Below are 24,532 nucleotides of genomic sequence, written 5' to 3' on the forward strand. Positions count from 1 at the left end.
GCTCTCCTGCTGTGCTCTGCTTATACCGGCAGCTTGCGTTGATAGTTGATGTTGAGTACCGACACCACCTGAAACACGGCCACCGCCACGAAGAACATCAACGCGAGGAAATACGAACCCGTCGTCTGCACGATATAGCCGATGAAGATCGGCACGAAGATGCCCGCAATATTGCCGACGAAGTTCATGATGCCGTTGAGCGTGCCGGTGCGCGCGCGCGTCGCGAGCATCGCAGGCGTCGCCCAGTTGCAGCCGCCGTTCCAGCGCAGGAAGAAGAGCGCGACGCACAGCAGCGTCACGACGAGGAACGGTGTCTTCACAAACGCAACGCCGAGCATCGACAACGCGACGGCCGCCGCGCCGATGATCATCATCGAGCGATACACGAGGTTCGCGCCCGCGCCCGACGCCTTCCACTTGTCGGCGAGCTGACCGCCGAGCACTTCGCCCACGAAGCCGCAGAAGAAGATCAGGAACGTCGCGCCGCCCAGCGACTTCAGATCGAAGCCGTGGACCTTGAAGAGGTACGTCGGCAGCCACGTCATCAGCCCGAAGAAAATCAGGTTGGTGCAGGTATGGCTCAGGCACATGCCCCACACGGACCGGTACGCGAAGAAGCGCAACAGCGAACCGCCCGCCGCGACCTTCGGCTCGTTCGCGTCTTCCTCGGCGTGCGCGCGCTCGATGTACGCGGCCTCTTCCTCGCTGATCGACGGATGCTCGCGCGGCGTATTGCGGATGTACCACCACGCCCACACGCCGCACAGGATCGTGCCGACGCCCGCGACCACGAAGGCCGCGCGCCACGAGCCGAGCACCGTCATCAGCGTTGCCACGACGATTGCGCCAACGCCCGAGCCGAGCGCGCTGCCGCCATCCAGCAGCGCCGCGCCGCGCGTCTTTTCGTTCTGCGTGAGCCACAGCGCATTCAGCTTGCCGCCGCCCGGATAGATCGGCGCTTCCGTCACGCCGAGGCCGAGGCGCGTCAGCAACAACAGGAACCAGCCGGTACTGAGCGCGCCGAGCGCCTGAAAGAAGCCCCAGCCGACGGTCGCGGCGGCGATCAATGCGCGCGGCTTCAGGCGGTCCGCCAGCATGCCCGACGGAACCTGCATGAACAGATACGTCCAGAAAAAGGAGCTCAGAATGATTCCCTGCCGTTCCGGCGTCAGGCTGAACTCCTGCGAGATGGCGGGCATCGCCACCGAAAGCGCCGCCCGGTCGATATAGTTGATGGACACGAGCATCAGCAGCAGAAGGAAAATCTTCCACCGCACATTCGTCATCTTCACGGCTTGCACACGACTACTGCTCGACACATCCATTGTCCGTCTCCTAACCAGTCTTATATTTCAGACGAGCGGAATCGCTCGCTCGTCATGCTTGAGTGCTTCAGTGGCCCCAGCGCAGCACCAGCGGGTCGAGCCGGCGCGCGACTTCGAGCAAGCCTTCGCGCGTCTTCGGGTGCACGGACGCGAACGGGTGACGCACCGCGTCCGAGCCGATCACGCCGCCTTCCTTCATCAGGATCTTGCAGGCCGCGAGTCCGCACTGGCGGTTCTCGTAGTTGATGAGCGGAAGCCACTGCTGATACAGCGACGCTGCCTGTTCCTTGTCGCCGCTCGCGTAGGCATCGACGATCTTGCGGATGCCGTCCGGATAGCCGCCGCCGGTCATCGAGCCGGTCGCGCCCGCTTCGAGGTCGGGCATCAGCGTGATGGCTTCTTCGCCGTCCCACGGACCCACGACGCTATCGCCGCCGAGTTCGATCAGCTCGCGCAGCTTCGAGGCAGCCTGCGCCGTTTCGATCTTGAAGTACGCGACGTTCTCGATCTCGCGCGCCATGCGTGCGAGAAACGGCGCGGAGAGCGGCGTGCCCGCCACCGGCGCGTCCTGAATCATGATGGGAATGCCGATCGCATCCGACACCTTGCCGAAGAACTCGTAGATGCCCTTCTCGGTCACGCGGATGGTCGCGCCGTGATACGGCGGCATGATCATGACCATCGCGGCGCCCGCATCCTGCGCGGCGCGGCTGCGGCGCGCGCAGACGTCGGTGCTGAAATGCGTCGTCGTGACGATCACCGGCACGCGGCCCGCCACGTGCTCCAGCACCACGCGCATCACCGTGTCGCGCTCTTCATCGGACAACGCGAATTGCTCGGAGAAGTTCGCCAGAATGCACAGGCCGTTGGAACCGGCATCGATCATGAAGTCGACGCAGCGCTTCTGGCCTTCGAGATCGAGCTGTCCCGCCTCGTCGAAAATCGTCGGAACGACGGGAAAGACACCGCGGTATGAGGTCGTATTATTCATAGTTAGGAATGCGATGGTTAAGGGTTGAGTACGGGATAACCGGACTTCCATGCGCCTTCAGGTGATCGCGCCGATTTGCCAGGGCACGAATTCGTTCTGGCCGTAGCCGTGAATCTCGCTGCGGGTGCGCTTGCCCGATGCCGTGTCGAGCATGAGCTTGAAGAGGGCTTCGCCCATTTCCTCGATGCTCTTCTCGCCGCTCAGAATCGGGCCGCAGTTCAGGTCCATGTCTTCCTGCTGGCGGTTCCAGAGCGCGTCGTTCGTCGCGATCTTGAGCGAAGGCGACGGCGCGCAGCCGTAGGCCGAGCCGCGTCCCGTCGTGAAGCAGATGAGATTCGCGCCGCCTGCCACCTGCCCTGTCGCGGAGATCGGGTCGTAGCCGGGCGTATCCATGAACACGAGGCCCTTCGCATCCACGCGCTGCGCGTATTCGTACACTTCGACGAGATTGGTATTGCCCGCTTTCGCGATGCCGCCGAGCGACTTTTCGAGCACGGTGGTCAAGCCGCCGGCCTTGTTGCCCGCCGACGGATTGTTGTTCATCGCGGCGCGGTTGCGCGCGCAATAGTCTTCCCACCAGTGAATGCGCGCGACGAGCTTTTCGCCGACGTCGCGATTGATCGCGCGGCGCGTGAGCAGATGCTCCGCGCCGTAAATCTCGGGCGTTTCGGAGAGAATCGCCGTGCCGCCGTGCGCCACGAGCAGGTCCACGGCTGCGCCGAGCGCGGGGTTCGCGGAGATGCCCGAATAGCCATCCGAGCCGCCGCATTGCAGTCCGACAATCAGGTGCGATGCCGGCACCGGCTGGCGCTCCACGCGATTCGCGGAAGCGAGCATGCCCTTCACCACCTCGATGCCGTGCGCGACCGTCTTCGCCGTGCCGCCAGTTTCCTGGATGCTGAACGTCTGCAGAAACGGCGCTTCGCTGAGGCCCTGCGTCTCCAGAATGCGCGAGATCTGGTTCGTCTCGCAGCCAAGGCCGATCACGAGGACGCCCGCGAAGTTCGCGTGCGTCGCATAGCCGCCGAGCGTTCGCTGGAGCATCGCGAGCCCTTCGCCTTCGGGGTCCACCGCGCAGCCCGCGCCGTGCGTCAACGCGACCACGCCGTCCACGTTCGGATAAGCTGCGAGGCTCGCGGGGTTCGTGTCGCGGCGAAAGTGATCGGCAATCGCGCGGGCGACGGTCGCCGAGCAGTTGACCGAGGTCAGAATGCCGATGTAATTGCGCGTCGCCACGCGGCCGTCCGGACGCACGATGCCGTCGAACGTGGCGGGCGTCTTCGCGTATTGCGTGGTGCGGGCGCTTGCGCTGAACGCGTAGTCGCGATCGAATTCGCCCATCGCGACGTTATGCGTGTGAACGTGCTCGCCCGGCGCAATGGCGCGGCTCGCGAAGCCGATGATCTGGCCGTAGCGCCGCACCGCTTGGCCTTCATCGATGGCGCGCGTCGCGATCTTGTGGCCCGGCGGAATGAGTCCGGATACGGTGATGGCTTCGTCGGGGAGCCGCGCCCCGCCGACCAGTTGCTCTCGCGCGATGACGACGTCGTCGTCACGGTGCAAGCGAATAACGGGGGATCGTGGCCGGGCTTCGTCGAGCCGGCTAGTGCTGTTCTGGCTTGCGTTCTGCATGATGTGAACCCGTGACGGGTTTCTCGAGTGTCGTCTCCGAGACCGACTATACGGTTGCCGGACGCGGCATGTATATTGAATTGTTTCCATCCCCCGATCACTTCTCCTACTTGCCCGCGACTCGCCGATGAACACGGTCCAGATGCTGCTGTCGAGACTCAGAATGAAACAGCTTCAATTGCTGATTGCGCTCGACGAACACAAGTCGCTGCACAAGGCCGCGGCGGTGCTAGCCGTCACGCAGTCGGCGGCGAGCAAGGCGTTGCATGAACTGGAGGCGCTATTCGACACGCCCCTCTTCGAGCGCTCGGCGAGCGGCATGCTGCCGAACCAGTACGGGCATCGCGTGATTCAATACGCGCGGCTCCTGACCACGGACCTGACGCTCCTGTGTCAGGACATCGCGGAGATTCAGTCGGGGCGCGGCGGACGTCTTGCCATCGGCGCGATCATGGGCGCGATTCCGGCTGTCGTCGTGCCCGCGCTCGATGCGTTGCACGCGGACCAGCCGCATGTGTCGGTGGAAATCGTCGAGGACACGAGCGCGCGCATGCTGCTGCAACTCGATGAAGGCGTTCTCGATCTCGTGATCGGCAGATCGGCGGTCAGCGAACAGCCTTCGAAATACCGGTACTGGAAGCTCGCCGACGAGCCGCTCTCTGTGGTGGTCGGCTACCGGCACGCGACCAAGTCGCGCAGCCACGTGGAGATGCGCGATCTCGCGCATTGCCGCTGGGTCACATACCCGAGCCAGATGCCATTGCGCGAACTGCTGGAACGCGAGATGGACCTCGCGGGCGTGGCCATGCCCGCCAACACGATCTCGACCGCATCCACGTTCGTCACGGTCGCGCTGCTCAATCAGAGCAAGGACCTCGTGTCCGTGCTGCCCACCGATATCGCGAACTTCTTTGCGCAGCACAAGATGCTGCGCATTCTTCCGGTGACGTTGCGCTCGCCTTCGCAGACGTACGGCATTGTGACGCGCAAGACCGGCGTGCTCTCGCCGATGGCCGAACGCTTCATCGCGCTGCTCACGAGTCGAACGCGCGTTTCGAACGCCTCATAGAACGGCGGGACCGGGGTTTGCTCGGCTGGTTCGGCCCACTGTAGACAAGCCGAGGAGCCCCGCCGTGACGCCCTTTGAGACAGCCATTCTTGTCCGACGTGAAGACCCGTGGTCGCTGGAAGCGCAGTCCCTGCTCGACGAACTGAGCGCAATGCTCGCGGTGTTTTCCGGCGACGGCGGCCAGAGCCGCTTCTCCCCGGAAGATGCGTGTTCGGCGCGCGGCGCATTCGTCGTCGCGCGAACGACGCAGGGCCTCGCCCTCGGATGCGGCGCGTTCAGGCGCTTCGATTACGGGGTGGCCGAACTCAAGCGCATTTACAGCCGGCCGAATACGCGCGGCGTGGGCAAGGCGATTCTGTCGCAGCTCGAAGCGGATGCGGCCGCGGTCGGCTATCACACGCTGCTGCTCGAAACGCGCTCGTTCAACCGGCGCGCCATTGCGTTCTATCAGCGTAACGGCTTCACGCCGACGGCCCGTTACGGCATCTACGTTCATCAGCCCGACGCCTGCTGCTTCGAGAAGAGCATCGGCGTCAAGGCTGATTAGCGCGCTACCCGCCGCGCCTCGCTTAGACGAGGTTGATTTCGACCTCGATGTTGCCGCGCGTCGCTTTCGAATACGGGCAGGTTTCGTGAGCGGCATCGACGAGCGCGCGCGCCACGTCGGGTTGCACGCCGGGCAGGCTCACGTTCAGGCGCGCGCCGAGCAGGTAGGCGTCGCCTGTCATGCCGAGATCCACTTCCGCGTCCACGGACAAATCAGGCGGCAGCGTCACCTTCAGCTTGCGCGCCGCGAGCCCCATTGCGCCGATGAAACACGCCGACCAGCCCGCCGCGAAGAGTTGCTCCGGGTTGGTGCCCTTGCCCGCGCTGCCGGGCGACGACAAGTCGATATCCAGGCGGCCGTCGGAGCTGCGCGCCGTGCCGTCGCGCCCGCCGGATGTGTGGGTCTTTGCCGTGTACAGCACCTTTTCGATCTTGGACATGATGTTTCCTCAATGAATGGAAGGCCGCTATTTAGATCGTATGCGATCTAATCGGTTGCGCTATACTGCATGATCGGTTCGGGGGTGTCAATTGCATTTGCTTAAGCCGGCAATAGCCGTCTCTCGTTCCTCTTGTTCCCCATACGCAATAGTGTTTGTCCGCCGTGGGTGTTCGCCGCGCGGCGGCGCGCGCCTACAGTGAGCCTCCATCGGATCCGTCGATTCGAACGGCAAGACAGCCGACACTCACACCGTCAGAGGCTCATCATGAATGCAAGCAAAGTGGTCATCGTCACCGGCGCGTCGCAAGGCATTGGCGCCGAAACCGTGAAGGCTTTTCGCGAACGCGGCCATCGTGTCATTGCGACTTCGCGTTCCATCGGCGAATCAGCCGACGAAAATCTCGTCACGATCGCCGGCGATATCGCCGATGCAGGCACGGCCGAGCGCGTCGTCGCGACCGCCATCGACCGATTCGGGCGCATCGACACGCTGGTCAACAACGCGGGCATTTTCATCGCCAAGCCGTTCACGCAGTACACCCCGGAGGACTACGCAGCGATCCAGCGCGTGAACGTGGACGGCTTTTTTCACATCACGCAGCGCGTCATCGCGCACATGCAGGAAGCGGGTAGCGGGCATATCGTCACGGTGACGACGAGCCTCGTCGATCATCCGATCAGCGGCGTGCCTTCGGTGCTCGCTTCGCTCACGAAAGGCGGCCTGAATGCGGCGACGAAATCGCTCGCCATCGAGTACGCTCGTTCGGGCGTGCGGGTGAACGCGGTATCGCCGGGCGTGATCAAATCGCCGATGCACCCCGAAACGACGCACGCCGCGTTGGCGGCGCTGCATCCGGTGGGCCGCATGGGCGAGATGAGCGATGTAGTCAATGCGATCCTCTTTCTCGACGATGCCCCGTTCGTCACGGGCGAAATTCTGCACGTCGATGGCGGCCAGAGCGCGGGGCATTGAGTCGTCATTTCACAGGAGTCTGATATGCCTATCGTCACCATTCAGGTCACGCGCGAAGGCACGCAGCCCGGCGCGAATGCGATTACCGCCGACGAAAAGGCGCGGCTGATCGCGGGCGCGAGCCAGCTATTGCTCGACGTGTTGCACAAGCCGCTCGAAGCCACGTTCGTCGTGATAGAGGAAGTGGAGTTGGACAACTGGGGCTGGGGCGGACTGCCGGTGCAGGACTACCGCAAGAAGCTCGCGGACAAGGCGGGATGACGCTTTACTGCGGCGCGCGATCGGCGCGTGCGCGCGGCAGATGTTCGAAGAGAAAGTCGACGAACACCCTGACGCGCGACGACAGATGGCGCGCGTGCGGATAGAGCAGGATGAACGGACGCGTGCTGCGGTAGCCGGAGAGCACTTCGACGAGGCGCCCCGCGCGCAGGTCCTTTTCGACGATGAAGCGGTACGTCTGAAAGAGGCCCGCGCCCGCTCGCGCGAGCGTGACGCCCGCGAGCGCGTCTCCCGATGAGCCATAGGCGCCTCGCGTGACGATATCGGTGTCGCCCGATGCATCGCGAAACGTCCAGGCGATATTGCGCCCGCTGCTCGGCCTCTCGAACTGAATGCACTCGTGCGCTGCAAGATCGCCGGGCGACTCGGGCACGCCCTTGCGCTTCAGATACGCCGGCGTTCCGACGACGACCATCTCCGCGTCTTCGAGCTTGCGGGCAATGAGCGAGGAATCGTCCGGCGCGCGGCCGCGTATCGCGAGATCGAAGCCGTCGTCCGCAAACTCGATGTTGCGGTTGCTCAGATGCGTCTCGATGCTGACGTCCGGATAGCGCTCGCGAAACGCAGGCAGAAGCGGCAACACGCGGTAATGCCCGTACGGCGTCGGCATGCTGATGCGCAGCACGCCCGCGGGCGTGGTTTGTTGCCCTGTGACTTCGCGTTCGGCATCGACCAGTTCGCCGAGCGCTTGCCGACAGCGTTCGTAGTAACGCCGGCCGGAATCGGTCAGGCGGATCTGCCGTGTGGTGCGCACGAAAAGCCGCACGCCGAGGCGCTCTTCGAGGCGAGCGACCGACCGGCTCACCGCGGCCGGATTCACGCTCGCGGCATTCGCGGCGAGCGTGAAGCTTTCCAGCTCGGCAGCGAGGCAGAAGAGCTCGATACTGCCGAGCAGCAGGTCGTCGAACCTTCGATGCATGCGTGCTCTTTTCCGGTTAGCGCCGGCGCTATGTCAGGCCGTTTCGTTGACTGAGCGGATGAGGTTCTCGCGCAGCGTGACGATCGCCTTCTGGACCTTCACGAATTCGGCGGGCTTGAGACCGGTGGCTGCGACGAGATCCATCTTGCCGCCCTTTTCCCGCAGGCGGCGCCCCTCCCTGGTCAGACTCACGCGCACCTGGCGCTCGTCGGCGGGGTCGCGCTGTCTTTCTACGTAGCCCATCGCTTCGAGCTTCTTCAGGATCGGCGTGAGCGTGTTTGATTCGAGAAAGAGCTTCTCGCCGAGCCTGCCGACGGTTTGATCGTCTTCTTCCCACAGCGCGATGATGGTGATGTACTGCGTGTAGGTCAGGCCGAGTTCTTCGAGAATGGGCTTGTACGCCTTGCCGAACGCGAGATTCGCCGAGTACACGGCAAAGCACAGAAAGTCCGACAGCGACGGTGCGCAAGACGACGGTTCCGTCGATTTCATGATGCTCTCCGGAGCGAGACTTCGATGCAGGCATTATAGATCGCGCGCGATGGAATCGCGTCCGTTTAATCCCGCATTACCCTCAAGCGGTACGGGGAATTTCGCGCTGCGGTTTGGTCTCGTGTTACCGTACCTGCGTTCTTCGATCATACGAAGGACACGTTCTCGGGGCGGGGTGCAATTCCCCACCGGCGGTAATCGTCCCATGCGGACGTAGCCCGCGAGCTGCTCGGCCAGGATCATCGAAAGATGGCATTGGGCGATGTCGGCAGACCCGGTTGGATTCCGGGGCCGACGGTATAGTCCGGATGAAAGAGAACAGGACGGTGCGCGCGCCTTCTTCGGGAGACGCGCGGCCGTCCTTCGCCCTGTTCACACAAACAGGCAGAAGTCCATGAGCACATCCATTTTCAACGAATCACAGGCAGTACAGGCTGCGGGCGCTCGCCGTCCGCGCATTGCGTTCGTTCAGGCTTGCTGGCATCGCGATATCGTCGATCAGTGCAAGACGTCCTTTCTCCAGGCAATCGAAGAACACGGCTATGCGCGCGACGACATCGATCTTTTCGAAGTCGCCGGCGCGTTCGAAATCCCGCTGCACGCGAAGCGGCTCGCGCAGAGTGGGCGCTATGCGGGCATCGTGGCGGCGGGACTGGTGGTCGATGGCGGCATCTACCGGCACGAATTCGTCGCGCAGACCGTGATCAACGGGTTGATGCAGGTGCAGCTCGAAACGGGCACGCCGGTGTTTTCCGCCGTGCTCACGCCGCATCATTTCCACCACGGCGAGGAGCACGTCGGCTTCTTCCGCGAGCATTTCCTCGTGAAAGGCCGAGAAGCGGCGCATGCGTGCGCGGATACGATCGGCAAGCTCAGCGCGCTGCCGGTTCTATAAGCCTCAGCGAAGTAGCGGTCATGGGCGCCCGGCCCGTGACCGCTTTTTGGACGCGGTTTCGGGAGACCGTTAGTTGCATCGGCAGGCGTAAGCAGATGTCGCTTGCAGGCCAACGCTGTTTTCTTGTCACGCGAGCGGTCGAGCGCAGCCGCTCGCACGCTTCTCTTTCCCTATACCCCGATGGCCCGACGCAACTCACCCTCTCCGTGGACAAACTCCACGCCGCACAAGCGCAGCGGCCCATTGCGCGGCCTGTTCGCGCTGCGGCACTCGTGGAACGGCCTCGTCGTGACCTGGCGCGAGGAAAGCGCGTTTCGCCAGGAGGTCGGCCTTGCAGTCGTCCTGCTGCCGGTGGCGTTCATCGTGCCTGTGACGGCGGCCGAGCGCGTGCTGCTGGCCGCGTCGGTACTGCTCGTGTTGTTAATCGAACTGATTAATTCGAGCATCGAGGCGGCCATCGATCGCATTTCGCTCGAACGTCACGAACTCTCGCGCCGCGCGAAAGATTGCGGCAGCGCGGCCGTCACTGTCGCGCTCGTCATCTGCGTGCTGACGTGGGGCATCATCTGCGGGCCGATGGCGTGGCATTGGGCGCGCACGCTGGCATAGAGCGGCAGCACCGAGTATCAAAACTCCACGAGCGCGAAGTCGTCTTTGCCGACGTCGCAGAGGGGACAGCGCCAGTCATCCGGCACGTCGCGCCAGCGCGTACCCGGTGCAATGCCGTGTTCCGGGTCGCCCGCGGCTTCGTCGTAAATCCATCCGCAGATCAGGCAGACCCATTGGGTGAACGCGGACGCCGCGGGTTCGGGCGCGACGGCTTGCGCACTCGGACGAAGCGATTCACCGTGCACGTCTTCGTCCAGCGAGACGATGAGCGGCCCCGCCTGCGCATCGATGCCCTTTGCCAGAAACGCGCCGAGTTCGGCGTGCAGCCGCATGGCTTCCTGCGCAGTCAGATCGATCCAGTACGGATCGCCCGCGCCGTTATTCAGCCGCGCCGATGAGAACTGCAATTCGAGCGCGGCGCCCTTCTTGTACATGCCTTCGGCCTCTTAGTGATTAGCATACTCTTCGGTTTTCGGATACCGGAGAGTATCCGGATGCTAACACGAATCTTTCCGGCGCTGCCCTTACTTGCTAGTATCGGGCGTCGGCGAAATTCAACATCGAGAGGACTCGAACATGGCAAGGCTTTCGCGCGAGGAAACTCAGGCGCTTACGCGGCAGCGGTTACTGTCGGTCGCGAAAGAGCACTTCGCCCGCGATGGCTACGCCGCCGCCTCGCTCGACCGCATCGCCGACGAAGCGGGGTTCAGCAAGGGCGCGGTCTATTCGAATTTCGCGGGAAAGGACGAGCTTTTTCTCGGTGTGCTGGAAGAACACGGGCGCGTCAGTCTGGATCAGATACTGGCCGATTTGCAGGGCGCGCAGAGCATCGAGAAAGCCATCGACCGTATTGCGGCATGGGCCACGCGCAGTTCGCGGCTTGGCAACTGGCCGATGCTGATCCTCGAATACTCGCGCGTCACGAAGCCCGCGGACGCCTTTCGCAAGTCGCAGGAGAAGGTGCTGCGCGCGCAGTGGAAGGCGCTCGGCGAGGTGCTGCTTCAGTTCGATCCCGAGCTCGACGTCAAGCCGGAAGTGCTCGGCGCGCTCGTGTTCGAACTGACCTATGCGCCCGCGATGAGTTTCGTCAGCAAGCCCACATCGGGCGATTTGTTGCGCACAGCGCTGCGAGGTCTCTTCGGTACGCTGCGCGCTTCCGGTTGATCCGGGCTTACCAACCCTGCGAGCCACCGGCATCGTGCTTCGTCACGGGCGAGGGCTTGCCGCTTTGCGCGCCGGACGGCATCGCGCCGCCCATGTCGCGGCTCATGCCGCTTCCCTGGCCGCCTTTCGATACCGTGCCCGGCGATACGTTGGACGATCGCTGCGTACCGGACGCATCGGCCGATTGTCCTGCCGAAGTGCCCGCGCCGCCGGACGTGCTGCCGCCCTGTCCGTTGTTCACGCAGCCGCCTCCGCCGCAGCCGAGTCCTCCGCCGGCCGCATGAACGTTGCCGGCTAATGCGAGCATCGAGCCCAGGATGATATTGCGTGTCGTTGCATGCATGGCGACTCCTTTCTTCATCGAGGTTCATGCAGACGATGCAATCCACATGCCCCTCCGCCATGCCGAGCCGGCCAGAGCGGCCTCGCCGCGGGACTGTGGATTGCTCCTTCGCCACGCCGACATCGCAACGTGAAGCAGGAGTCTTCATGCTCGCCCATCCGTCCCCGAAGCAATGGTCGCTCGTGCGGCGCGCGTCGTGTTCTCCGGCGTGCCTCGCGAGCGTCTGCGCGAGCCTCTCGATCATCCCGCTTGCCTTCGCGACCGCGATGCACGCGATCAACGGCAGCATCGTGTTCTACGGGTTAGCACTCCTGCACGCGTGCGTCATCTGGTCGTGCTTCTTCTGGCACGCAAGGCACGCGCTGGACGGCGACATCGTGACCTTGCACGGCCAGACGCTCGTGATCGAATCGGCGCGCGGGCTCCACACGCGCACGCGGCGAATCGATGCACGCTGGGCGGTACTGCTCGTCACACAGGCCGGCGCGCGCACGCGCTTGTCGCTGCGCGTTGCCGGCGAGACGCTGGAACTCGGACGCTTTACCACGCAGAGCCGCCGCCTCGGATTCCTCGCCGAGTTCCAGCGCATCGCGCGCTGCGAAATGCACGCGCTGGCTCGCGAGTGACAAACCCGCACCGGACTCACCGAATTTGCAGTCGAGCATCATGGACACCTCCCTCGTTTTATTGAAGGCGACCGCGGCGCCAGGAAAGCCCGGCCGCGTGACGCTGGCCGTGGCAAACCGGAGCGACGCGCGCATCGAAATCGTACGCAGCCTGTTCGAACTGAAGCGAACGTATCGCGACGCGCGGCACGCTTTGCCGAGAGCGGGCTGGGGCTATACGGTCACCTCCGTCATCACGAAAGGCACGCTGCTCGACGCCAACGCCGAGTGGTGGGCCTGGTTCGACGGCGATACGCGCACGACCTTCGGCGGCGCCATTGCCGCGAACGCCCCGGCGCCCGCCGAGCCGCAGTTGTATCTCGCGGGGCGCATTTTCTATCGACGCACGAAAGGCGAATTGATGGAAACCGCGTTCTATCGCCGGCTGGACTATGCGGACATGTCGTTTAGCGGAATCGAGCCGCTCGATGACGCGCTCAACTACGCCGGCAAGGTGCTGATTCCCGGCGCGCTCGAAGCGCAGCATTAGGTCGGCTCGCGCCGGCACGGCGAATGCAGTGGACAACTTCCAAGGCGGGCGTGGCGGCCCTAGAATCGAATTGCGCGCAGCGCGCCCACTTCACAGGACGAGAGAATGTCGAGCACACCGGACCACGAGGACGACGATGCACGCGACGCGATGACGCGTGAAGCCCTCGAACAGCGCATTCGCACGCTGGCCTATTACATGTGGGAGGCCGAAGGCCGGCAAGCCGGCCGGGCCGACGAGTACTATCACCGCGCGCGCGAGCAGTTGAACGCGGACAATCCGGATGCGGCTCGCGAACGCTCGGTCAATTCCAAGAGCAAAAGCAAGCCGCCGTCGTGAGCACGACGGCGGGCATCGCGGGTTAAGCGCTTGTTCAGAGCGCAAGCGCCTCGTGTTCGTCTACCCACGCCATCGCGCGTTCGCGTGCGAAGGCGATCGCCTCGTTTTCATCGACGAAGGCGAGATGAAACTCCATGTCGTGCGATTCGATGTCGTCGCCTTCGTTCGCGGGCGGCATATAGATGCGCGCATTGCCGACGATGCTTCCATCCTCGATGCTCGCCGACGTGTGAATCTTGCATGAACGATACTCGAATTCCATGGTGTGCCTCCGCGTATGGGTGTGATGTTTGAAGGAGGGCACAGCATGTAGCGTGCCGCGCGCGGCGCTCGCGCGTTGCAGACGAAAATCGGATAATGCGGTCCGGCGCTTCACCATCAGCCACAATCGACCACAACCGACCACAACCACACTCAACACCTATGCGTATTCCGCCGCTCAAGGCCATCGTCGCGTTCGAAAGCGTCGCGCGCACGAAAAGCGTGAATCGCGCGGCAGAGGAGATGGGCTTGTCGGCGTCGGCGGTGAGCCATCAGATCGCGAATCTGGAAGGCATCATCGGGCAGCCGCTCTTTCAGCGTTCCGGACGAGGCCTCGTGCTTACGCCCGCCGGCGAACGCTATCTGTCCGACGTTACGGGCCTGCTCGCGGACCTGAGCCGCGCGACCGAGCGCGCATCGAGCCAGAAGGAAGTGGACATTCTGCGCGTGCATTCGAGCCCGAGCTTCGGGCTCATGTGGCTTTTGCCGCGCCTGTCGTCGTTTCAGGAAGACAACGGCGATATCCAATTGAACCTCGCGTGCTCGTACGAGAACGTGTCGTTCTCGAACGGCTATTACGACATCGACATTCGCCACGGCTACGGCAACTGGACCAATCTCGAAGTGCGGACTTTGCGCGGCGAATTCATCGCGCCGCTCGCCTCGCCGAAGTACCTCGAACGCCATCCCGTCAAGACGCCGGACGACCTGCTCTCGCATCGTCTGATCTATTCGGAGACGCCGCTCGTGCAGTGGAAACAATGGTTCGGCAGAACCGGCGTATCCGCGCCGCAGAAGACCTTCGACTTCTCGTTCGACCGCTCGTACATGTCGATCGAAACGGCGGCGCTCGGGCTCGGCATCGCGCTCGAAAGCCTGATGCTCGCGTCCGTCAAGATCAGCGAAGGCGTGCTCGTGCCGGTGTTCGACGCAAGCTACGCGGTCGAAGTCGGCGCGCATCATCTCGTCTATCCGAGCCAGAACGCCGACTTGCCGCGCGTCGAGCGGTTCCTTGCATGGATCGAGCGCGAGGCCGCGCGCGACATTCAGCCCGCGCGCTAGCCTCGCCACTGCCGCCTACGCCGACAGCGCGGGATCGCTCATGCTGTCGCAACCGGTTTCGACGTGCCCGGCGAAACGGCGCGCGAACGTGCCGTCCGTATCCACCGTCACGCGCACGTCGTACCAGCCGTGCGACGCGCGCAGGTCCAGATACAACTGCGCGGTCTCGCCGCCCGCCACGCGCCGCGTCACGGTCTTCGAAGGCTCGTAGTCGTTCGTCACGCTGAAGATGCACGCGCCGCTGCCGGTGTTCTTCAGGCGCAATTGCAGATTGCCGTTCGCGACGTCGTAGCCTTCGGCGACTTCGGGCAGCGCCTCTTCGCGCGACCACCCGCTATGCGATGCCGTCGCCTTGCCCGCCACCCGGCGCAGGAACCCGTTCGGCCCGTGCACGACGAAGTCGTAGCTGCCGTCGGCGTTCGTCGCGACGTGATCGGCGAGGCGTTTGTTGGCCTCCACCGTGTAGGTGCGCGGCGCATCCGTACTGCCCTGTCGATACAGCAGGAACACCGCGCCCGCCGCGCCCGTGTTCACGAAGTCGAAGGCCACCGTGCGCTGGCTCGCGTTCGCGTGCGTGCGCACGAAGAGTTCGTACGGCAGCGCCCGCGCGGGACGAACGCCTGGCTCCTGTTTCGGCATCGCGCCGACGACGGGCGGCATCGGCACGTAGTCGGGATGACGCGCCTTGTCGGGCGGCGCGTACGACGACGTGCCCGGCAGCGTCGGCAGGCCGCGATTCGGATTGCGGAAGTCGAACGCCGAGGTCAGGTCGCCGCAAATCGCGCGGCGCCACGGCGTGATGTTCGGCTCAGGAAGCCCGTGCGACGCGCCGAAGCGCTTCTGAATGAAGCGGATGACCGAGGTGTGGTCGAACGTTTCGGAGCACACCCAGCCGCCGCGCGACCACGGCGACACAATGATCATCGGCACGCGCGCGCCGAGCCCGTACGGACCGGCCGCGTACTTCTGGCTGCCGGGGAAAATTTCGAGGCTGGTATCGACGGTCGAGAGGCCGTTCGCGCTCGATGCCGGCGGAAACGGCGGCACGATGTGATCGAAGAAGCCGTCGTTTTCATCGTAGTTGATGAGAAGGGCCGTCTTGCTCCAGATGTCCGGGTTCGAGGTGAGCACTTGCAACACCTGATCGACGTACCACGCGCCGTAATTCGCCGGCCAGTTCGGATGCTCCGAGTACGCTTCCGGCGCGACGATCCACGAGACCTGCGGCAGCGTGCCCGCCTGCACGTCCTGCCTGAGCTTCGTGAAGTAGTCTTCGCCCGCCGCGGCGTTGGTGCCGCGACGCGCCTTTTCGTAGAGCGGGCTGCCCGGCTGCGCGTTCTGGTACTGCGTGAAGTAGAGCAGCGAGTTGTCGCCGTAATTGCCGATGTACGGGTCCTGCGTCCAGCCCCACGAGCCCTTCGCGTCGAGACCGGTGCCGATGTCCTGATAGATCTTCCACGAGATGCCCGCGCGCTCCAGCACTTCGGGGAACGTGGACCAGCCGTAGCCCGCTTCCGCGTTGTCGACGACAGGACCGCCGCCCTTGCCGTCGTTGCCCACGTAGCCGGTCCACATGTAGTAGCGGTTCGGATCGGTCGACGTGTTGGTCGAGCAGTGGTAGGCGTCGCAGATCGTGAAGGCATCTGCGAGCTGATAGTGGAACGGGATGTCGTCGCGCTTCAGGTACGCCATCGTCGTGGTGCCCTTGAACGGCACCCACTGATCGTAGCGGCCGCCGTTGAACGCGCCCTGGCCGCTCACCCAGTCGTGCGGCAGGTCTTGCAGAAACTGCATCCCGAGGTTGGATGCGCCCGGATGAAACGGCAGCACGTCGCCCGCGCCGGCGGCAATCGGCTGGTGATACACCGTCTTGCCGTTCGCGAGCCGCACGGCGCGGGTATCGCCGAAACCGCGCACGCCGCGCAACGTGCCGAAGTAGTGATCGAAGGAGCGGTTTTCCTGCATCAGCACGACAATGTGCTCGATATCCTCGATCGAACCGTGACGGTTGTTCGCGGGAATGGCGAGCGCCTGGCGAATGCCGAGCGGAACGATGTTGAGTGCGGTGGCCGCGCCGGCGGTCTGCATGGCCGCGCGCAGGAAGTCACGTCTGTTATGGGTTGTCATCCGTGTGCCTGGGGAAGAGAGGGGAAGGCGTCAGTCGACCGTGTGAATGACCGGCGGCGCGAGCGCATCGGACGATGCCTGCGCGGAGACGGCCTGCGCGGACTGCGCTTGCGACGGACGGGGCGTGCCGGTGGACGTGGCCGAGATCGCCCAGTTCTCCAGTTCGCTCGTTCCCGCAGTCGCGGCATCCGCTTGCGCGCTCGTGCGCGCCGGCGCGGCCGCGGCAGGGTCGACTGCTGTATCGCTATTGCTGTTGCTGTTGCAGCCGCCAACGGTTGCGCACGCGAGTACGGCGATGCCCGCCGCTACGTGGCGGCGTCTTTCGGCTCTCTTCATGCGTCCTCTCGGGCAAGTGGGCAGTTGCACTCAGCGCATGAAAGCGTATCGGGGGGATGTGTAAGCAATGTGACCGGCGCGCGCGGGCCGGCGCATGGCGACCGCAAGGCGATGCGGCGTTTAGCTAGCCGCGGTCTGTTCGGTGTCTGCGGCGGCGCCGGTGTCCGTGGCAGTCGACCGCTCGACGGGCACGCGCACGGCGGATTCCCACCGCTCATAACCGCATGCCTCGCACGGCCGGTCCGGACGCTCGTCCGACTGCACCGTGACGCCGCAGCTCCAGCACGAGAAATAGCCCTTCGCGCCGATGGCGTCGAGCAGCGACCGCTCCATGTCCGGCCGCACCGTGAGCCCCGGCAAAGGCTCCTTTCGCCACACGATGCTGATGGACCCGGACGCCTCCATGTACACGCGGCGCAGTTGCCCGAGATGCGCGACGTTCGCCGCCCTCAGTTCGGAAGCGAGCATTTCGCGCGAGACCTGGCTGGCCTTCAGTTCATCGAGCAGTATGCGGCCGTCTTTTACGAGGATCGTGACGTCGCCCTGCTCCAGCACTTCGAATCTGCGCCAGCGCAGGCCGGCCTTCGCGCTGAGGCGTTGCAGCGCGACCACGGCGAGCAGCACGACGGCGGCCGGCAGCACGCCCTGCGACGATACCTGAATCGGCACGCCGATGGCCGCGCCCAGCATCAGAATGACGGCGAGTTCCGTAATGCTCAATTGCGCCGCGACGCGCTTGCCCATCATGCGCATGGCGACGAGCAGCATTAAATACATCACGACCGCGCGCGGGATGACCTCGATCAGAAAAGCCCACGGCCCGTCGCCGATCAGCAGTCGCTCGATGAAAGGCATCAGCGCTCCACTTCGGTCACGGCGTACGTCCACTCGCGCGATCCGCAGTTGTCGCAGCGCAGATCGCCGGCGTGGCCGCTCTCGTCGGTCTGCACCGTATTGCCGCACTGCAGGCACGCGGAGCAGCCCGGCACGCGGGCTTCGTCGCGCAATTCCTCGTCGATGGCGGGCAGCACCGACAAGCCCGGCTTCGCGGGCCGCGCGGGGATGAACGAGAACGCGCCCGATGGCTCCATGTACAGGCGGCTGATCTGGCCGAGATGCTGCCAGCCCGCGAGCCGCATCGCTTCGTAGACTTTCTCGCGAGGCATCGCGGCGCGCGCCAGTTCTGCGGGTTCGAGCCGGCCTTCGCGGGCGAGCAGCGTGACATCGGTCGATATCATCGTCTCCACGCGCCGATGCGTGATGCCCGCCGCCGCGATGATCCGCTGAAGCACGACCGCGACGAGCGCGATCAGAAACGGCGGCAGCATGCCGCGATTCGCGGCCTGCAACGGCACGCCGATGGCCGCCGCGAGCGTCACGACGATCGAGATTTCGAAAAGCGTGAACTGCGCGGCGACGCGCCGGCCCAGCAGGCGCATCGCGATGACGAGCAGCACGTAAGTCGCGCAGGTTCTGAGCAGCACTTCCAGCAGAAAGTGCCATGACGCGTTGCCGAACAGGAAGCGATGCCAGTCGGTCAGTCTGAACGGAGGGGATTGCAAAGCGGCACCTGACAGCATGTCGAGTGCGAAGCACCGCGCATTCAGCGTGCCTGATGCACGCGCGACCTAACGTCTTCAAAGCGGCAGGCACATCTTGTGCGATGCACGAGAAAAGCCCGCGCGACACTATCCCGCAAGACGATTCATGCCCAAGCCATCCAAGCAAAAAGTACCCGAATTCGAGAGCCGGCAGGAAATACTCACGGCCCGACGCAATGCCAAGATGGCCCGCTCGACGCACGCCTATGTGCGCGGTAACACGTCCAAGTTCTACGACTGGCTGGAACAGGCGGAGATACGCGGCTTGCCGCAGGGCCCGGCCATCTGGATCTGCGGCGACTGCCACACCGGCAATCTCGGCCCCGTCGCGGACGCCAACAAGCGCATCGAGATTCAGATACGCGATCTGGACCAGACGGTCATCGGCAATCCGGTGCATGACCTGATCCGGCTCGGCCTCTCGCTCGCGACCACGGCGCGCGGCTCGGCGCTGCCGGGCGTCACGACCATCAACATGATCGAAGCGCTGTTCGAAGGCTACGCGCTCGCGTTCGACAGCGACGCCGACAGCGACGCCGACGACCTCTGCCGCAAGCCCGAAGTCGTGCGCGTGGTGATGCGCGAAGCGGTGCGCCGTTCGTGGAAGCATCTGGCGTTGGAACGTCTCGACGACACGCAGCCGACCATCCCGTACGGAAGCCGCTTCTGGCCCGTCAACAAGGACGAGCGCGCGGAGATCGAAGCGCTCTTCCAGAAGGAGACGCTCGCCAAGCTCGCGACGAGCCTGCGCGGTCGTCCGGATACCGGCAAAGTCACCGTGCTCGACGCCGCCTATTGGGTGAAAGGCTGCAGTTCGCTCGGGCGCCTGCGTTACGCGGTGCTGCTCGATGTGGACGGCGGCGTCGTCGAAGGCGACGACCTGTGCCTCATCGACATCAAGGAAGGCGTGAAGGCCGCCGCGCCGCGTTATCCCGGCACGAACATGCCGCGCGACAACGCCGAACGCGTGGTCGAAGGCGCGCGCAACCTGTCGCCGCATCTCGGCGAGCGCATGCGATCCGCGACCTTGCAGGGACGTCCCGTGATTTTGCGCGAACTGCTGCCGCAGGACCTGAAGCTGGAGATCGAACACATCGGGCCAACGGAAGCGATGGAAGTGGCGCGCTATCTCGCGTTCGTCGTCGGTCAGGCGCACGCCCGGCAGATGGACCGCGCCACGCGCAAGAGCTGGCTCGCCGAACTGAAGCGCACCAAGCCGAAGTCCATCGACGCGCCGTTGTGGCTGTGGAGCAGCATCGTGGAACTGGTCGGCAGTCACGAGGTCGGCTATCTCGAACACTGCCGGCGTTACGCGCTCGCGGCGGCCTGACGCGCGCCCGGGCACGCGGAATGCATCGCAGCATCACATTGAGCAATTGAATTAGACGAGGACGCAATGCAGAACGCAGAAGGCAATCCGTCACAGCAACAGCAAAAGGAAATGGCGGCCAAGAGCCCCGCCAAGACGCCCGCGACCGGCACCGCTTCGCCCGACGCCGCGACGCAGGCGAAGGAGTTCGGCAGCACGAAACACGCGGGCTCGGCCGAACCGGGCCCGGCCGACGAGAACGGCGCGCTGCCGTCGATAGACGATCGCGCGGCCAGCAACGGCTCGTCCGATCCGGTGCAGGAAGCGGCGAGCCGCATCCGCGCGGTCGACGACGAAGGCATGGAGTCCACCGACGACACCGTGGACGCCGATGCGAAGTCGATCGAAGCGAGCCGCGATATGTCCGGCTGGCACGACAACGTGATCTCGTCGAACGCGACGCTGTCCAATAACGTGCGCGCGCCGGCGCGCGGACTCGGCGGCATCGACAGCCGTCCGACAGGAAACGTGCCGCCGATTCTGCCCAAGCGCGGCTATCGCGTGGTGTTCAGCGAGACGCTTTACGAGCAGGAGATGAACGGGTCGAAGACATCGCATGTGTTCAGCTTCGAGCGCATTGCGGATGCATGAGCCGCAACGAGCGCGGCTGTTGAAACCATCGACTTTGGTGAAGGAGAAAGAAAGTGGGCTTGTTCAAACGTCATCGTGAGCAAGGCGGCGTATCGACCGGCCTGTATGTATCCGAGTTCGAGCAGTTCCTCAACCGGCTGAAAGAGGACCATCCGGAGATCGACCGGAACCAGATGCTCGGGCGCGCGCTCCTGTGGGACAAGCTGCCGCGTCTGCCGGACTCGCCCGATTCGGTCGGCAAGGAAGGTAAGCTGCGGCAGCCCTCGTATGTCTACTACAGCGACCTGGACTAGCGTCCGGCGAGCCTGAAGCCACCATGCGCGGGCCCTGATTCGTCTAGGGCAACGCGCAGTCGCTCGACGCGCTTTTCCGACGTCCGGATGCGCGTCGAGCGCGCGTTTATTACTCGCGCACGCCTGCCTGCGCGCAACCTCTGTTGCGCGTCTTTGTCTCGCAATTTCCGCCTGCATTTCGCGCTTTTCCGCAGCCGGTCGGGCCTTGTTCGACGCCGGGCGAGCAAGCCGCTAGAATGGTCCGTTCGGAGACGCCCCACCAAAATCATGCTCATTGCCGCTTATAGGCCAGCCGGGTCAGCGAGCCAAAAGAACCGATGACGAATGTCATGCGCAATAGCGAGAACACGCCAGCCGGCATGCGCCCCGACTGGGCACGCGTTTGGATCGACTCCACGGCGAATCTGGCGGCGTTCTGCCTGACGCCCGAAGGTTATGTCTCGACCTGGAACCCGGGCGGCACGGCCATTTACGGCTATGCGGACGAAGAAATCGTCGGACAGCACTACTCGGTCTTTTTCCCCGAAGACGGCCGCGAGAGCGCGACGCTCGAAAGCGAACTGCGCGAAGCACGCGCGCACCGCAGTTTTGAAACCGAAGGATGGCGCAGGCGCAAGGACGGCTCCGTGTTCTGGGCGAGCGTGCTCACCACGGCGCTCGTCGAGGCGGACGGGTCGCTCATCGGCTTCGTGAAGATTGTCCGCGACGAAAGCGACAAGCGAAAGGCGCACGACGCGGTGATCGAAAGCGAGCGGCGCTTTCGTCTGCTCGTCGAGGGCGTGACGGACTACTCCATCTTCATGCTCTCGCCCGAAGGGCTCGTGACCAACTGGAACAGCGGCGCACGGCGCATCAAGGGCTATACCGCCGAGGAGATCATCGGCTCGCACTTTTCGCGCTTCTATTCGCCGGAAGATGCGGCGGCCGGCTTGCCGCAACGCGCGCTGCGCATTGCCGCCCGCGAGGGACGGTTTGAATCCGAAGGCTGGCGCCTGCGCCGCGACGGCACGCGCTTCTGGGCGCACGTGATCGTGGACGCCATTCGCGACGAAACCGGCACGCTGATCGGCTTTGCGAAGATCACGCGCGACGTCACCGAGAAGCGCGAAGCGGATCAGCTTCTCGAAGAGACGCGCGCCGCGCTGTTGCAGGCGCAGAAGATGGAAGCCATCGGCAAGCTGACGGGCGGCGTCGCGCACGACTTCAACAACGTGCTGCAAGTGCTGCGCGGCAATCTCGAACTGCTGCGCAGCCGTTGCATGGGCGACAACTGGAGCATGGACCGCCTGAGCAATGCGATCGATGCCGTCGAACGCGGCGCGAAGCTCGCATCGCAATTGCTCGCGTTCGGCCGCAGGCAAGCGCTGCGGCCCGTGTCCGTGAATCTCGCCTCGATGGTGCGCGGCATGGACGACCTGCTGCGCCGCGCGCTCGGCGAGACCATTCAGGTGGAAACGGTGGTATCGGGCGGGCTGTGGAACGCGTACGTCGACTTGCATCAACTGGAGAACGTGCTGCTGAACCTCGCCATTAACGCGCGCGACGCCATGCCCGACGGCGGCAAGCTCACGCTCGAACTCGCGAACGCGATGCTCGACGACCGCTACGTGCGCACGCTTTCCGACGTGCCGGCGGGACAGTACGTGATGCTCGGCGTGACCGATACGGGCGTCGGCATGCCGCCCGAAGTGCTGGAGCGCGCATTCGATCCTTTCTTCAGCACGAAGCCGGAAGGCGAAGGCACCGGGCTCGGCCTCAGCATGGCGTATGGCTTCATCAAGCAGAGCGGCGGGCATATCCGCATCTACAGCGAAGTCGGGCACGGCACCACGGTGCGCGTCTACTTGCCGCGATCGCTGGTGGAGGCGCTCGAACCCACGCCGTGGCGAAACGCGCCGGTGACGGGCGGCTCGGAAACCATACTCGTGGTGGAGGACGACCAGAAGGTGCAGTCCACCGTCATCGAAATGCTGACGGACCTCGGCTACAACGTGCTCAAGGCCGACAATGCCGATCAGGCGCTCGTCGTGTTGAGCAGCGGCGTGCACATCGATCTGGTCTTTACCGATGTCGTGATGCCCGGCTCGCTCAAGAGTCCCGAGATGGCGCGCCGCGCGGTGAAGATGCAGCCGAATCTGCGCGTGCTCTTCACGTCGGGCTACACGCACAATGCGATCGTTCACGGCGGACGCCTCGATCCGGGCGTGGAACTGTTGAGCAAGCCCTACAGCCGCGAAGATCTGGCCTCGAAGATCCGGCAGATGCTCGGCACCCCGAATCAAGCACCTCAAACAAGCGAAGCCAAACCGGAGCCTTCGCCCGCGCCCGCTGCTGCAAAACGCGTGCTGGTGGTGGAAGACGATCGCTTCGCGCGCGAAGCGGTGAGCGAGCTGCTCGTGATGCTCGGCCATCGCGCGGTGAGCACGGCCAATGCAAGCGGAGCGCTCGACGCGCTGGCGCACGACACTTTCGACGTGCTGCTGACCGACGTCAATCTGCCCGACATGGCGGGCACCGAACTCGCGCGGCGCGCCGTCGAACGTTGCCCCGGCATGCGCGTGATCTTCGCGTCCGGTGACAGCGTGCTGGATGACGAAGTGCAGGGCTTCGAGTGGCAGGCGCTGCGCAAGCCGTACACGCTCGAACAACTCGAAGAAGCGTTGCGCGACGAAGGCCGCGCGAGCGGCCAGCAATAAGGTGAGCGGGGCCAGCGTCGCGCCGGCCCCTTCACCGCGTCACGACCTCACGCGGCCGTGACTTCGATGCGTCGCGGCTTGGCTTCCTCGCGGCGCGGCAGCGTGAGCTTCAGCACGCCGTCCTTGAGCGTCGCTTCGACCTTCGACGTATCGAAGTCTTCGCTCACGGTGAACGTGCGCGAGAAGTACGGCGCGCGCACTTCCGCATGCGCGAGGCGCAGATTCGACGGCACCGGCACGACCGACTCGCCTTCGATAATGAGACTGCCGTCGTGCACCTTCACGTCGAGCCGGTCCTTCGATACGCCCGGCAGGTCCGCCCACAACGTGACGGCATGCACGTCCTCGACGATATCGACATTCGGCGCGAGCGTCGTGCGGCGCCGTTCCTGGCTGGACTCCTGACGAGCCACGGCGCCTTTTTCGCGTTCCGCGATTTGAGTGTTGTCGCTCATGATGTCACCTCTTTCTTGCTCATTGCATGGGTCATTCCGCAGGTCATTGAACCGTGATCGCGCGCGGCTTCGATGCCTCGCGCTTGCCTACCGAGATCAGCAAACAGCCATCGACATAACGCGCCTGCACCTTGTCCGGATCGGCCTGCTGCGGCAGTTCGATCACGCGACGGAAGGTGCCGTTGAAGCGCTCCTGTGCGTATTCGCGCGCGCCTTCGGGCAGGTCGCGTTCGCGCGTCGTGCGTTCGCCGGCGATGTTGAGCAAGCCCTTGTCGATGGACACGTCGAGCTTCGTGGTGTCGAGGCCCGGCGCGAACGCGACGATCTCGATGGTGTCATCGGTCGAACCGATGTTGACGGGCGGGAACACGCCGGGACGGCTCGATCGCAAACTTCGCGGGAAGCCGTCGAACACGCTGGACAGTTGCCGCTGCAGTCTCTCCAGTTCGCTGAAGAGGTCGGCCCCAGTGAATGCTTCGTTCATTTTCGCTCTCCTCCGGCGGCAAGAGGGAAGCTCAGTGCGCTTCAGCTTTAGCTGCCCCAAGCCGCGGACAATTAAGGTTGAAAC

At 64.4% G+C, this 24,532-nt stretch carries 30 protein-coding genes and 1 riboswitch; of the genes, 15 read left to right on the plus strand and 15 right to left on the minus strand.

The annotated features are described in order from the left end of the window. Positions 1-20 precede the first annotated feature (20 nt). From HWX53_RS18780 to HWX53_RS18790, 3 genes are all read right to left on the minus strand, one after another. Complete coding sequence (locus tag HWX53_RS18780) at positions 21-1,325, minus strand: MFS transporter (RefSeq protein WP_175943590.1); 1,305 nt, start codon at positions 1,323-1,325, stop codon at positions 21-23. A gap of 67 nt (positions 1,326-1,392) precedes the next feature. Beyond that, complete coding sequence (locus HWX53_RS18785) at positions 1,393-2,316, minus strand: dihydrodipicolinate synthase family protein (RefSeq protein ID WP_175943592.1); 924 nt, start codon at positions 2,314-2,316, stop codon at positions 1,393-1,395. Positions 2,317-2,373: 57 nt separating this feature from the next. After that, positions 2,374-3,948 (minus strand): altronate dehydratase family protein, encoded by a 1,575-nt coding sequence (locus HWX53_RS18790; RefSeq protein WP_175943594.1) that lies wholly within the window; start codon positions 3,946-3,948, stop codon positions 2,374-2,376. 163 nt (positions 3,949-4,111) lie between these two features. On the opposite strand from HWX53_RS18790, the gene HWX53_RS18795 reads away from it, so the two are divergent. Both HWX53_RS18795 and HWX53_RS18800 read left to right on the plus strand, forming a co-directional pair. Beyond that, positions 4,112-5,017, plus strand: coding sequence for a LysR family transcriptional regulator (locus tag HWX53_RS18795; RefSeq protein WP_241270080.1), 906 nt, complete (start codon positions 4,112-4,114; stop codon positions 5,015-5,017). 64 nt (positions 5,018-5,081) lie between these two features. Next, positions 5,082-5,564 (plus strand): GNAT family N-acetyltransferase, encoded by a 483-nt coding sequence (locus HWX53_RS18800; RefSeq protein WP_244140178.1) that lies wholly within the window; start codon positions 5,082-5,084, stop codon positions 5,562-5,564. 22 nt (positions 5,565-5,586) lie between these two features. Here the strand turns inward: HWX53_RS18800 and HWX53_RS18805 are convergent, their stop codons facing one another. Further along, positions 5,587-6,003 carry an organic hydroperoxide resistance protein gene (locus HWX53_RS18805; protein ID WP_175943598.1) on the minus strand — a complete coding sequence of 139 codons (417 nt, stop codon included), beginning with the start codon at positions 6,001-6,003 and terminating at the stop codon, positions 5,587-5,589. A gap of 267 nt (positions 6,004-6,270) precedes the next feature. On the opposite strand from HWX53_RS18805, the gene HWX53_RS18810 reads away from it, so the two are divergent. Both HWX53_RS18810 and HWX53_RS18815 read left to right on the plus strand, forming a co-directional pair. After that, complete coding sequence (locus HWX53_RS18810; protein ID WP_175943600.1) at positions 6,271-6,978, plus strand: SDR family oxidoreductase; 708 nt, start codon at positions 6,271-6,273, stop codon at positions 6,976-6,978. A 24-nt stretch (positions 6,979-7,002) separates the two neighbouring features. Further along, complete coding sequence (locus tag HWX53_RS18815) at positions 7,003-7,239, plus strand: 4-oxalocrotonate tautomerase family protein (RefSeq protein WP_175943602.1); 237 nt, start codon at positions 7,003-7,005, stop codon at positions 7,237-7,239. A gap of 4 nt (positions 7,240-7,243) precedes the next feature. Here HWX53_RS18815 and HWX53_RS18820 read toward each other — a convergent pair whose 3' ends face one another. After that, the gene (locus HWX53_RS18820; RefSeq protein ID WP_175943604.1) at positions 7,244-8,176 is read right to left on the minus strand and encodes a LysR family transcriptional regulator; all 933 of its coding nucleotides are present in this window, start codon (positions 8,174-8,176) and stop codon (positions 7,244-7,246) included. Between the two features lie 33 nt (positions 8,177-8,209). Beyond that, positions 8,210-8,668, minus strand: coding sequence for a MarR family transcriptional regulator (locus HWX53_RS18825; protein WP_175943605.1), 459 nt, complete (start codon positions 8,666-8,668; stop codon positions 8,210-8,212). Positions 8,669-8,825: 157 nt separating this feature from the next. Next, a riboswitch (FMN riboswitch) is annotated at positions 8,826-8,992 on the plus strand. Between the two features lie 70 nt (positions 8,993-9,062). Here HWX53_RS18825 and HWX53_RS18830 point away from each other — a divergent pair. Together HWX53_RS18830 and HWX53_RS18835 are read left to right on the plus strand one after the other, a co-directional pair. Then, positions 9,063-9,563, plus strand: coding sequence for a 6,7-dimethyl-8-ribityllumazine synthase (locus HWX53_RS18830; RefSeq protein WP_175943608.1), 501 nt, complete (start codon positions 9,063-9,065; stop codon positions 9,561-9,563). Between the two features lie 180 nt (positions 9,564-9,743). After that, complete coding sequence (locus HWX53_RS18835) at positions 9,744-10,172, plus strand: diacylglycerol kinase (RefSeq protein WP_175943610.1); 429 nt, start codon at positions 9,744-9,746, stop codon at positions 10,170-10,172. Positions 10,173-10,189: 17 nt separating this feature from the next. Here HWX53_RS18835 and HWX53_RS18840 read toward each other — a convergent pair whose 3' ends face one another. After that, positions 10,190-10,606, minus strand: coding sequence for a rubredoxin (locus HWX53_RS18840; protein WP_175943612.1), 417 nt, complete (start codon positions 10,604-10,606; stop codon positions 10,190-10,192). Positions 10,607-10,748: 142 nt separating this feature from the next. Between HWX53_RS18840 and HWX53_RS18845 the strand changes: the two genes are divergently transcribed. Then, positions 10,749-11,336, plus strand: coding sequence for a TetR/AcrR family transcriptional regulator (locus tag HWX53_RS18845; RefSeq protein ID WP_175943614.1), 588 nt, complete (start codon positions 10,749-10,751; stop codon positions 11,334-11,336). 7 nt (positions 11,337-11,343) lie between these two features. Here the strand turns inward: HWX53_RS18845 and HWX53_RS18850 are convergent, their stop codons facing one another. Then, entirely contained in the window at positions 11,344-11,679 is a 336-nt protein-coding gene (locus HWX53_RS18850) for a hypothetical protein (RefSeq protein ID WP_175943616.1), read from the minus strand. Between the two features lie 146 nt (positions 11,680-11,825). On the opposite strand from HWX53_RS18850, the gene HWX53_RS18855 reads away from it, so the two are divergent. From HWX53_RS18855 to HWX53_RS18865, 3 genes are all read left to right on the plus strand, one after another. After that, positions 11,826-12,305: a DUF2244 domain-containing protein gene (locus HWX53_RS18855; RefSeq protein ID WP_175943618.1), complete on the plus strand. Its 480-nt coding sequence runs from the start codon at positions 11,826-11,828 to the stop codon at positions 12,303-12,305. A 40-nt stretch (positions 12,306-12,345) separates the two neighbouring features. Continuing rightward, entirely contained in the window at positions 12,346-12,834 is a 489-nt protein-coding gene (locus HWX53_RS18860; RefSeq protein WP_175943620.1) for a hypothetical protein, read from the plus strand. Between the two features lie 105 nt (positions 12,835-12,939). Then, entirely contained in the window at positions 12,940-13,173 is a 234-nt protein-coding gene (locus tag HWX53_RS18865) for a DUF2934 domain-containing protein (RefSeq protein WP_244140179.1), read from the plus strand. 34 nt (positions 13,174-13,207) lie between these two features. Here the strand turns inward: HWX53_RS18865 and HWX53_RS18870 are convergent, their stop codons facing one another. Next, positions 13,208-13,435, minus strand: a complete 228-nt coding sequence (locus tag HWX53_RS18870) for a hypothetical protein (protein ID WP_175943622.1) — start codon at positions 13,433-13,435, stop codon at positions 13,208-13,210. 161 nt (positions 13,436-13,596) lie between these two features. On the opposite strand from HWX53_RS18870, the gene HWX53_RS18875 reads away from it, so the two are divergent. After that, positions 13,597-14,496: a LysR substrate-binding domain-containing protein gene (locus HWX53_RS18875; protein ID WP_175943624.1), complete on the plus strand. Its 900-nt coding sequence runs from the start codon at positions 13,597-13,599 to the stop codon at positions 14,494-14,496. A gap of 15 nt (positions 14,497-14,511) precedes the next feature. Here HWX53_RS18875 and HWX53_RS18880 read toward each other — a convergent pair whose 3' ends face one another. The 4 genes from HWX53_RS18880 to HWX53_RS18895 form a co-directional block, all read right to left on the minus strand. Continuing rightward, complete coding sequence (locus HWX53_RS18880) at positions 14,512-16,623, minus strand: phospholipase C, phosphocholine-specific (RefSeq protein ID WP_175943627.1); 2,112 nt, start codon at positions 16,621-16,623, stop codon at positions 14,512-14,514. Positions 16,624-16,653: 30 nt separating this feature from the next. Continuing rightward, positions 16,654-16,959, minus strand: coding sequence for a hypothetical protein (locus HWX53_RS18885; RefSeq protein ID WP_175943629.1), 306 nt, complete (start codon positions 16,957-16,959; stop codon positions 16,654-16,656). Positions 16,960-17,079: 120 nt separating this feature from the next. Further along, positions 17,080-17,814, minus strand: coding sequence for a YetF domain-containing protein (locus tag HWX53_RS18890; protein WP_175943630.1), 735 nt, complete (start codon positions 17,812-17,814; stop codon positions 17,080-17,082). Further along, positions 17,814-18,521, minus strand: a complete 708-nt coding sequence (locus tag HWX53_RS18895) for a YetF domain-containing protein (RefSeq protein WP_244140180.1) — start codon at positions 18,519-18,521, stop codon at positions 17,814-17,816. Before HWX53_RS18895 ends, HWX53_RS18890 begins: the two co-directional genes overlap by 1 nt. Positions 18,522-18,666: 145 nt before the next feature. Here HWX53_RS18895 and HWX53_RS18900 point away from each other — a divergent pair, with 145 nt between their 5' ends. From HWX53_RS18900 to HWX53_RS18915, 4 genes are all read left to right on the plus strand, one after another. Then, entirely contained in the window at positions 18,667-19,890 is a 1,224-nt protein-coding gene (locus HWX53_RS18900) for a DUF2252 domain-containing protein (protein ID WP_175943634.1), read from the plus strand. 66 nt (positions 19,891-19,956) lie between these two features. Further along, positions 19,957-20,520, plus strand: a complete 564-nt coding sequence (locus HWX53_RS18905; protein WP_175943637.1) for a DUF3005 domain-containing protein — start codon at positions 19,957-19,959, stop codon at positions 20,518-20,520. A gap of 53 nt (positions 20,521-20,573) precedes the next feature. Beyond that, the gene (locus HWX53_RS18910) at positions 20,574-20,813 is read left to right on the plus strand and encodes a DUF3460 family protein (protein WP_175943639.1); all 240 of its coding nucleotides are present in this window, start codon (positions 20,574-20,576) and stop codon (positions 20,811-20,813) included. A gap of 359 nt (positions 20,814-21,172) precedes the next feature. After that, positions 21,173-23,509, plus strand: a complete 2,337-nt coding sequence (locus HWX53_RS18915; protein ID WP_244140201.1) for a PAS domain S-box protein — start codon at positions 21,173-21,175, stop codon at positions 23,507-23,509. A gap of 47 nt (positions 23,510-23,556) precedes the next feature. Here the strand turns inward: HWX53_RS18915 and HWX53_RS18920 are convergent, their stop codons facing one another. Then, the gene (locus tag HWX53_RS18920; RefSeq protein WP_175943641.1) at positions 23,557-23,964 is read right to left on the minus strand and encodes an Hsp20/alpha crystallin family protein; all 408 of its coding nucleotides are present in this window, start codon (positions 23,962-23,964) and stop codon (positions 23,557-23,559) included. Positions 23,965-24,007: 43 nt separating this feature from the next. Then, positions 24,008-24,448: an Hsp20/alpha crystallin family protein gene (locus tag HWX53_RS18925; protein WP_175943642.1), complete on the minus strand. Its 441-nt coding sequence runs from the start codon at positions 24,446-24,448 to the stop codon at positions 24,008-24,010. Positions 24,449-24,532: the final 84 nt, after the last annotated feature.

This window comes from Caballeronia sp. BCC1704, from assembly GCF_902833455.1.
In the GTDB taxonomy this organism is placed as follows: Bacteria; Pseudomonadota; Gammaproteobacteria; order Burkholderiales; family Burkholderiaceae; genus Caballeronia.

Bases quoted from the DNA above. Each gene is read 5' to 3' on its own strand.
- HWX53_RS18780 (WP_175943590.1), bottom strand. From the start codon at position 1,325: ATGGATGTGTCGAGCAGTAGTCGTGTGCAAGCCGTGAAGATGACGAAT.
- HWX53_RS18785 (WP_175943592.1), bottom strand. From the start codon at position 2,316: ATGAATAATACGACCTCATACCGCGGTGTCTTTCCCGTCGTTCCGACG.
- HWX53_RS18790 (WP_175943594.1), bottom strand. From the start codon at position 3,948: ATGCAGAACGCAAGCCAGAACAGCACTAGCCGGCTCGACGAAGCCCGG.
- HWX53_RS18795 (WP_241270080.1), top strand. From the start codon at position 4,112: ATGAAACAGCTTCAATTGCTGATTGCGCTCGACGAACACAAGTCGCTG.
- HWX53_RS18805 (WP_175943598.1), bottom strand. From the start codon at position 6,003: ATGTCCAAGATCGAAAAGGTGCTGTACACGGCAAAGACCCACACATCC.
- HWX53_RS18810 (WP_175943600.1), top strand. From the start codon at position 6,271: ATGAATGCAAGCAAAGTGGTCATCGTCACCGGCGCGTCGCAAGGCATT.
- HWX53_RS18815 (WP_175943602.1), top strand. From the start codon at position 7,003: ATGCCTATCGTCACCATTCAGGTCACGCGCGAAGGCACGCAGCCCGGC.
- HWX53_RS18820 (WP_175943604.1), bottom strand. From the start codon at position 8,176: ATGCATCGAAGGTTCGACGACCTGCTGCTCGGCAGTATCGAGCTCTTC.
- HWX53_RS18825 (WP_175943605.1), bottom strand. From the start codon at position 8,668: ATGAAATCGACGGAACCGTCGTCTTGCGCACCGTCGCTGTCGGACTTT.
- HWX53_RS18830 (WP_175943608.1), top strand. From the start codon at position 9,063: ATGAGCACATCCATTTTCAACGAATCACAGGCAGTACAGGCTGCGGGC.
- HWX53_RS18835 (WP_175943610.1), top strand. From the start codon at position 9,744: ATGGCCCGACGCAACTCACCCTCTCCGTGGACAAACTCCACGCCGCAC.
- HWX53_RS18840 (WP_175943612.1), bottom strand. From the start codon at position 10,606: ATGTACAAGAAGGGCGCCGCGCTCGAATTGCAGTTCTCATCGGCGCGG.
- HWX53_RS18845 (WP_175943614.1), top strand. From the start codon at position 10,749: ATGGCAAGGCTTTCGCGCGAGGAAACTCAGGCGCTTACGCGGCAGCGG.
- HWX53_RS18850 (WP_175943616.1), bottom strand. From the start codon at position 11,679: ATGCATGCAACGACACGCAATATCATCCTGGGCTCGATGCTCGCATTA.
- HWX53_RS18855 (WP_175943618.1), top strand. From the start codon at position 11,826: ATGCTCGCCCATCCGTCCCCGAAGCAATGGTCGCTCGTGCGGCGCGCG.
- HWX53_RS18860 (WP_175943620.1), top strand. From the start codon at position 12,346: ATGGACACCTCCCTCGTTTTATTGAAGGCGACCGCGGCGCCAGGAAAG.
- HWX53_RS18865 (WP_244140179.1), top strand. From the start codon at position 12,940: ATGTCGAGCACACCGGACCACGAGGACGACGATGCACGCGACGCGATG.
- HWX53_RS18870 (WP_175943622.1), bottom strand. From the start codon at position 13,435: ATGGAATTCGAGTATCGTTCATGCAAGATTCACACGTCGGCGAGCATC.
- HWX53_RS18875 (WP_175943624.1), top strand. From the start codon at position 13,597: ATGCGTATTCCGCCGCTCAAGGCCATCGTCGCGTTCGAAAGCGTCGCG.
- HWX53_RS18880 (WP_175943627.1), bottom strand. From the start codon at position 16,623: ATGACAACCCATAACAGACGTGACTTCCTGCGCGCGGCCATGCAGACC.
- HWX53_RS18885 (WP_175943629.1), bottom strand. From the start codon at position 16,959: ATGAAGAGAGCCGAAAGACGCCGCCACGTAGCGGCGGGCATCGCCGTA.
- HWX53_RS18890 (WP_175943630.1), bottom strand. From the start codon at position 17,814: ATGCCTTTCATCGAGCGACTGCTGATCGGCGACGGGCCGTGGGCTTTT.
- HWX53_RS18900 (WP_175943634.1), top strand. From the start codon at position 18,667: ATGCCCAAGCCATCCAAGCAAAAAGTACCCGAATTCGAGAGCCGGCAG.
- HWX53_RS18905 (WP_175943637.1), top strand. From the start codon at position 19,957: ATGCAGAACGCAGAAGGCAATCCGTCACAGCAACAGCAAAAGGAAATG.
- HWX53_RS18915 (WP_244140201.1), top strand. From the start codon at position 21,173: ATGCGCCCCGACTGGGCACGCGTTTGGATCGACTCCACGGCGAATCTG.
- HWX53_RS18920 (WP_175943641.1), bottom strand. From the start codon at position 23,964: ATGAGCGACAACACTCAAATCGCGGAACGCGAAAAAGGCGCCGTGGCT.
- HWX53_RS18925 (WP_175943642.1), bottom strand. From the start codon at position 24,448: ATGAACGAAGCATTCACTGGGGCCGACCTCTTCAGCGAACTGGAGAGA.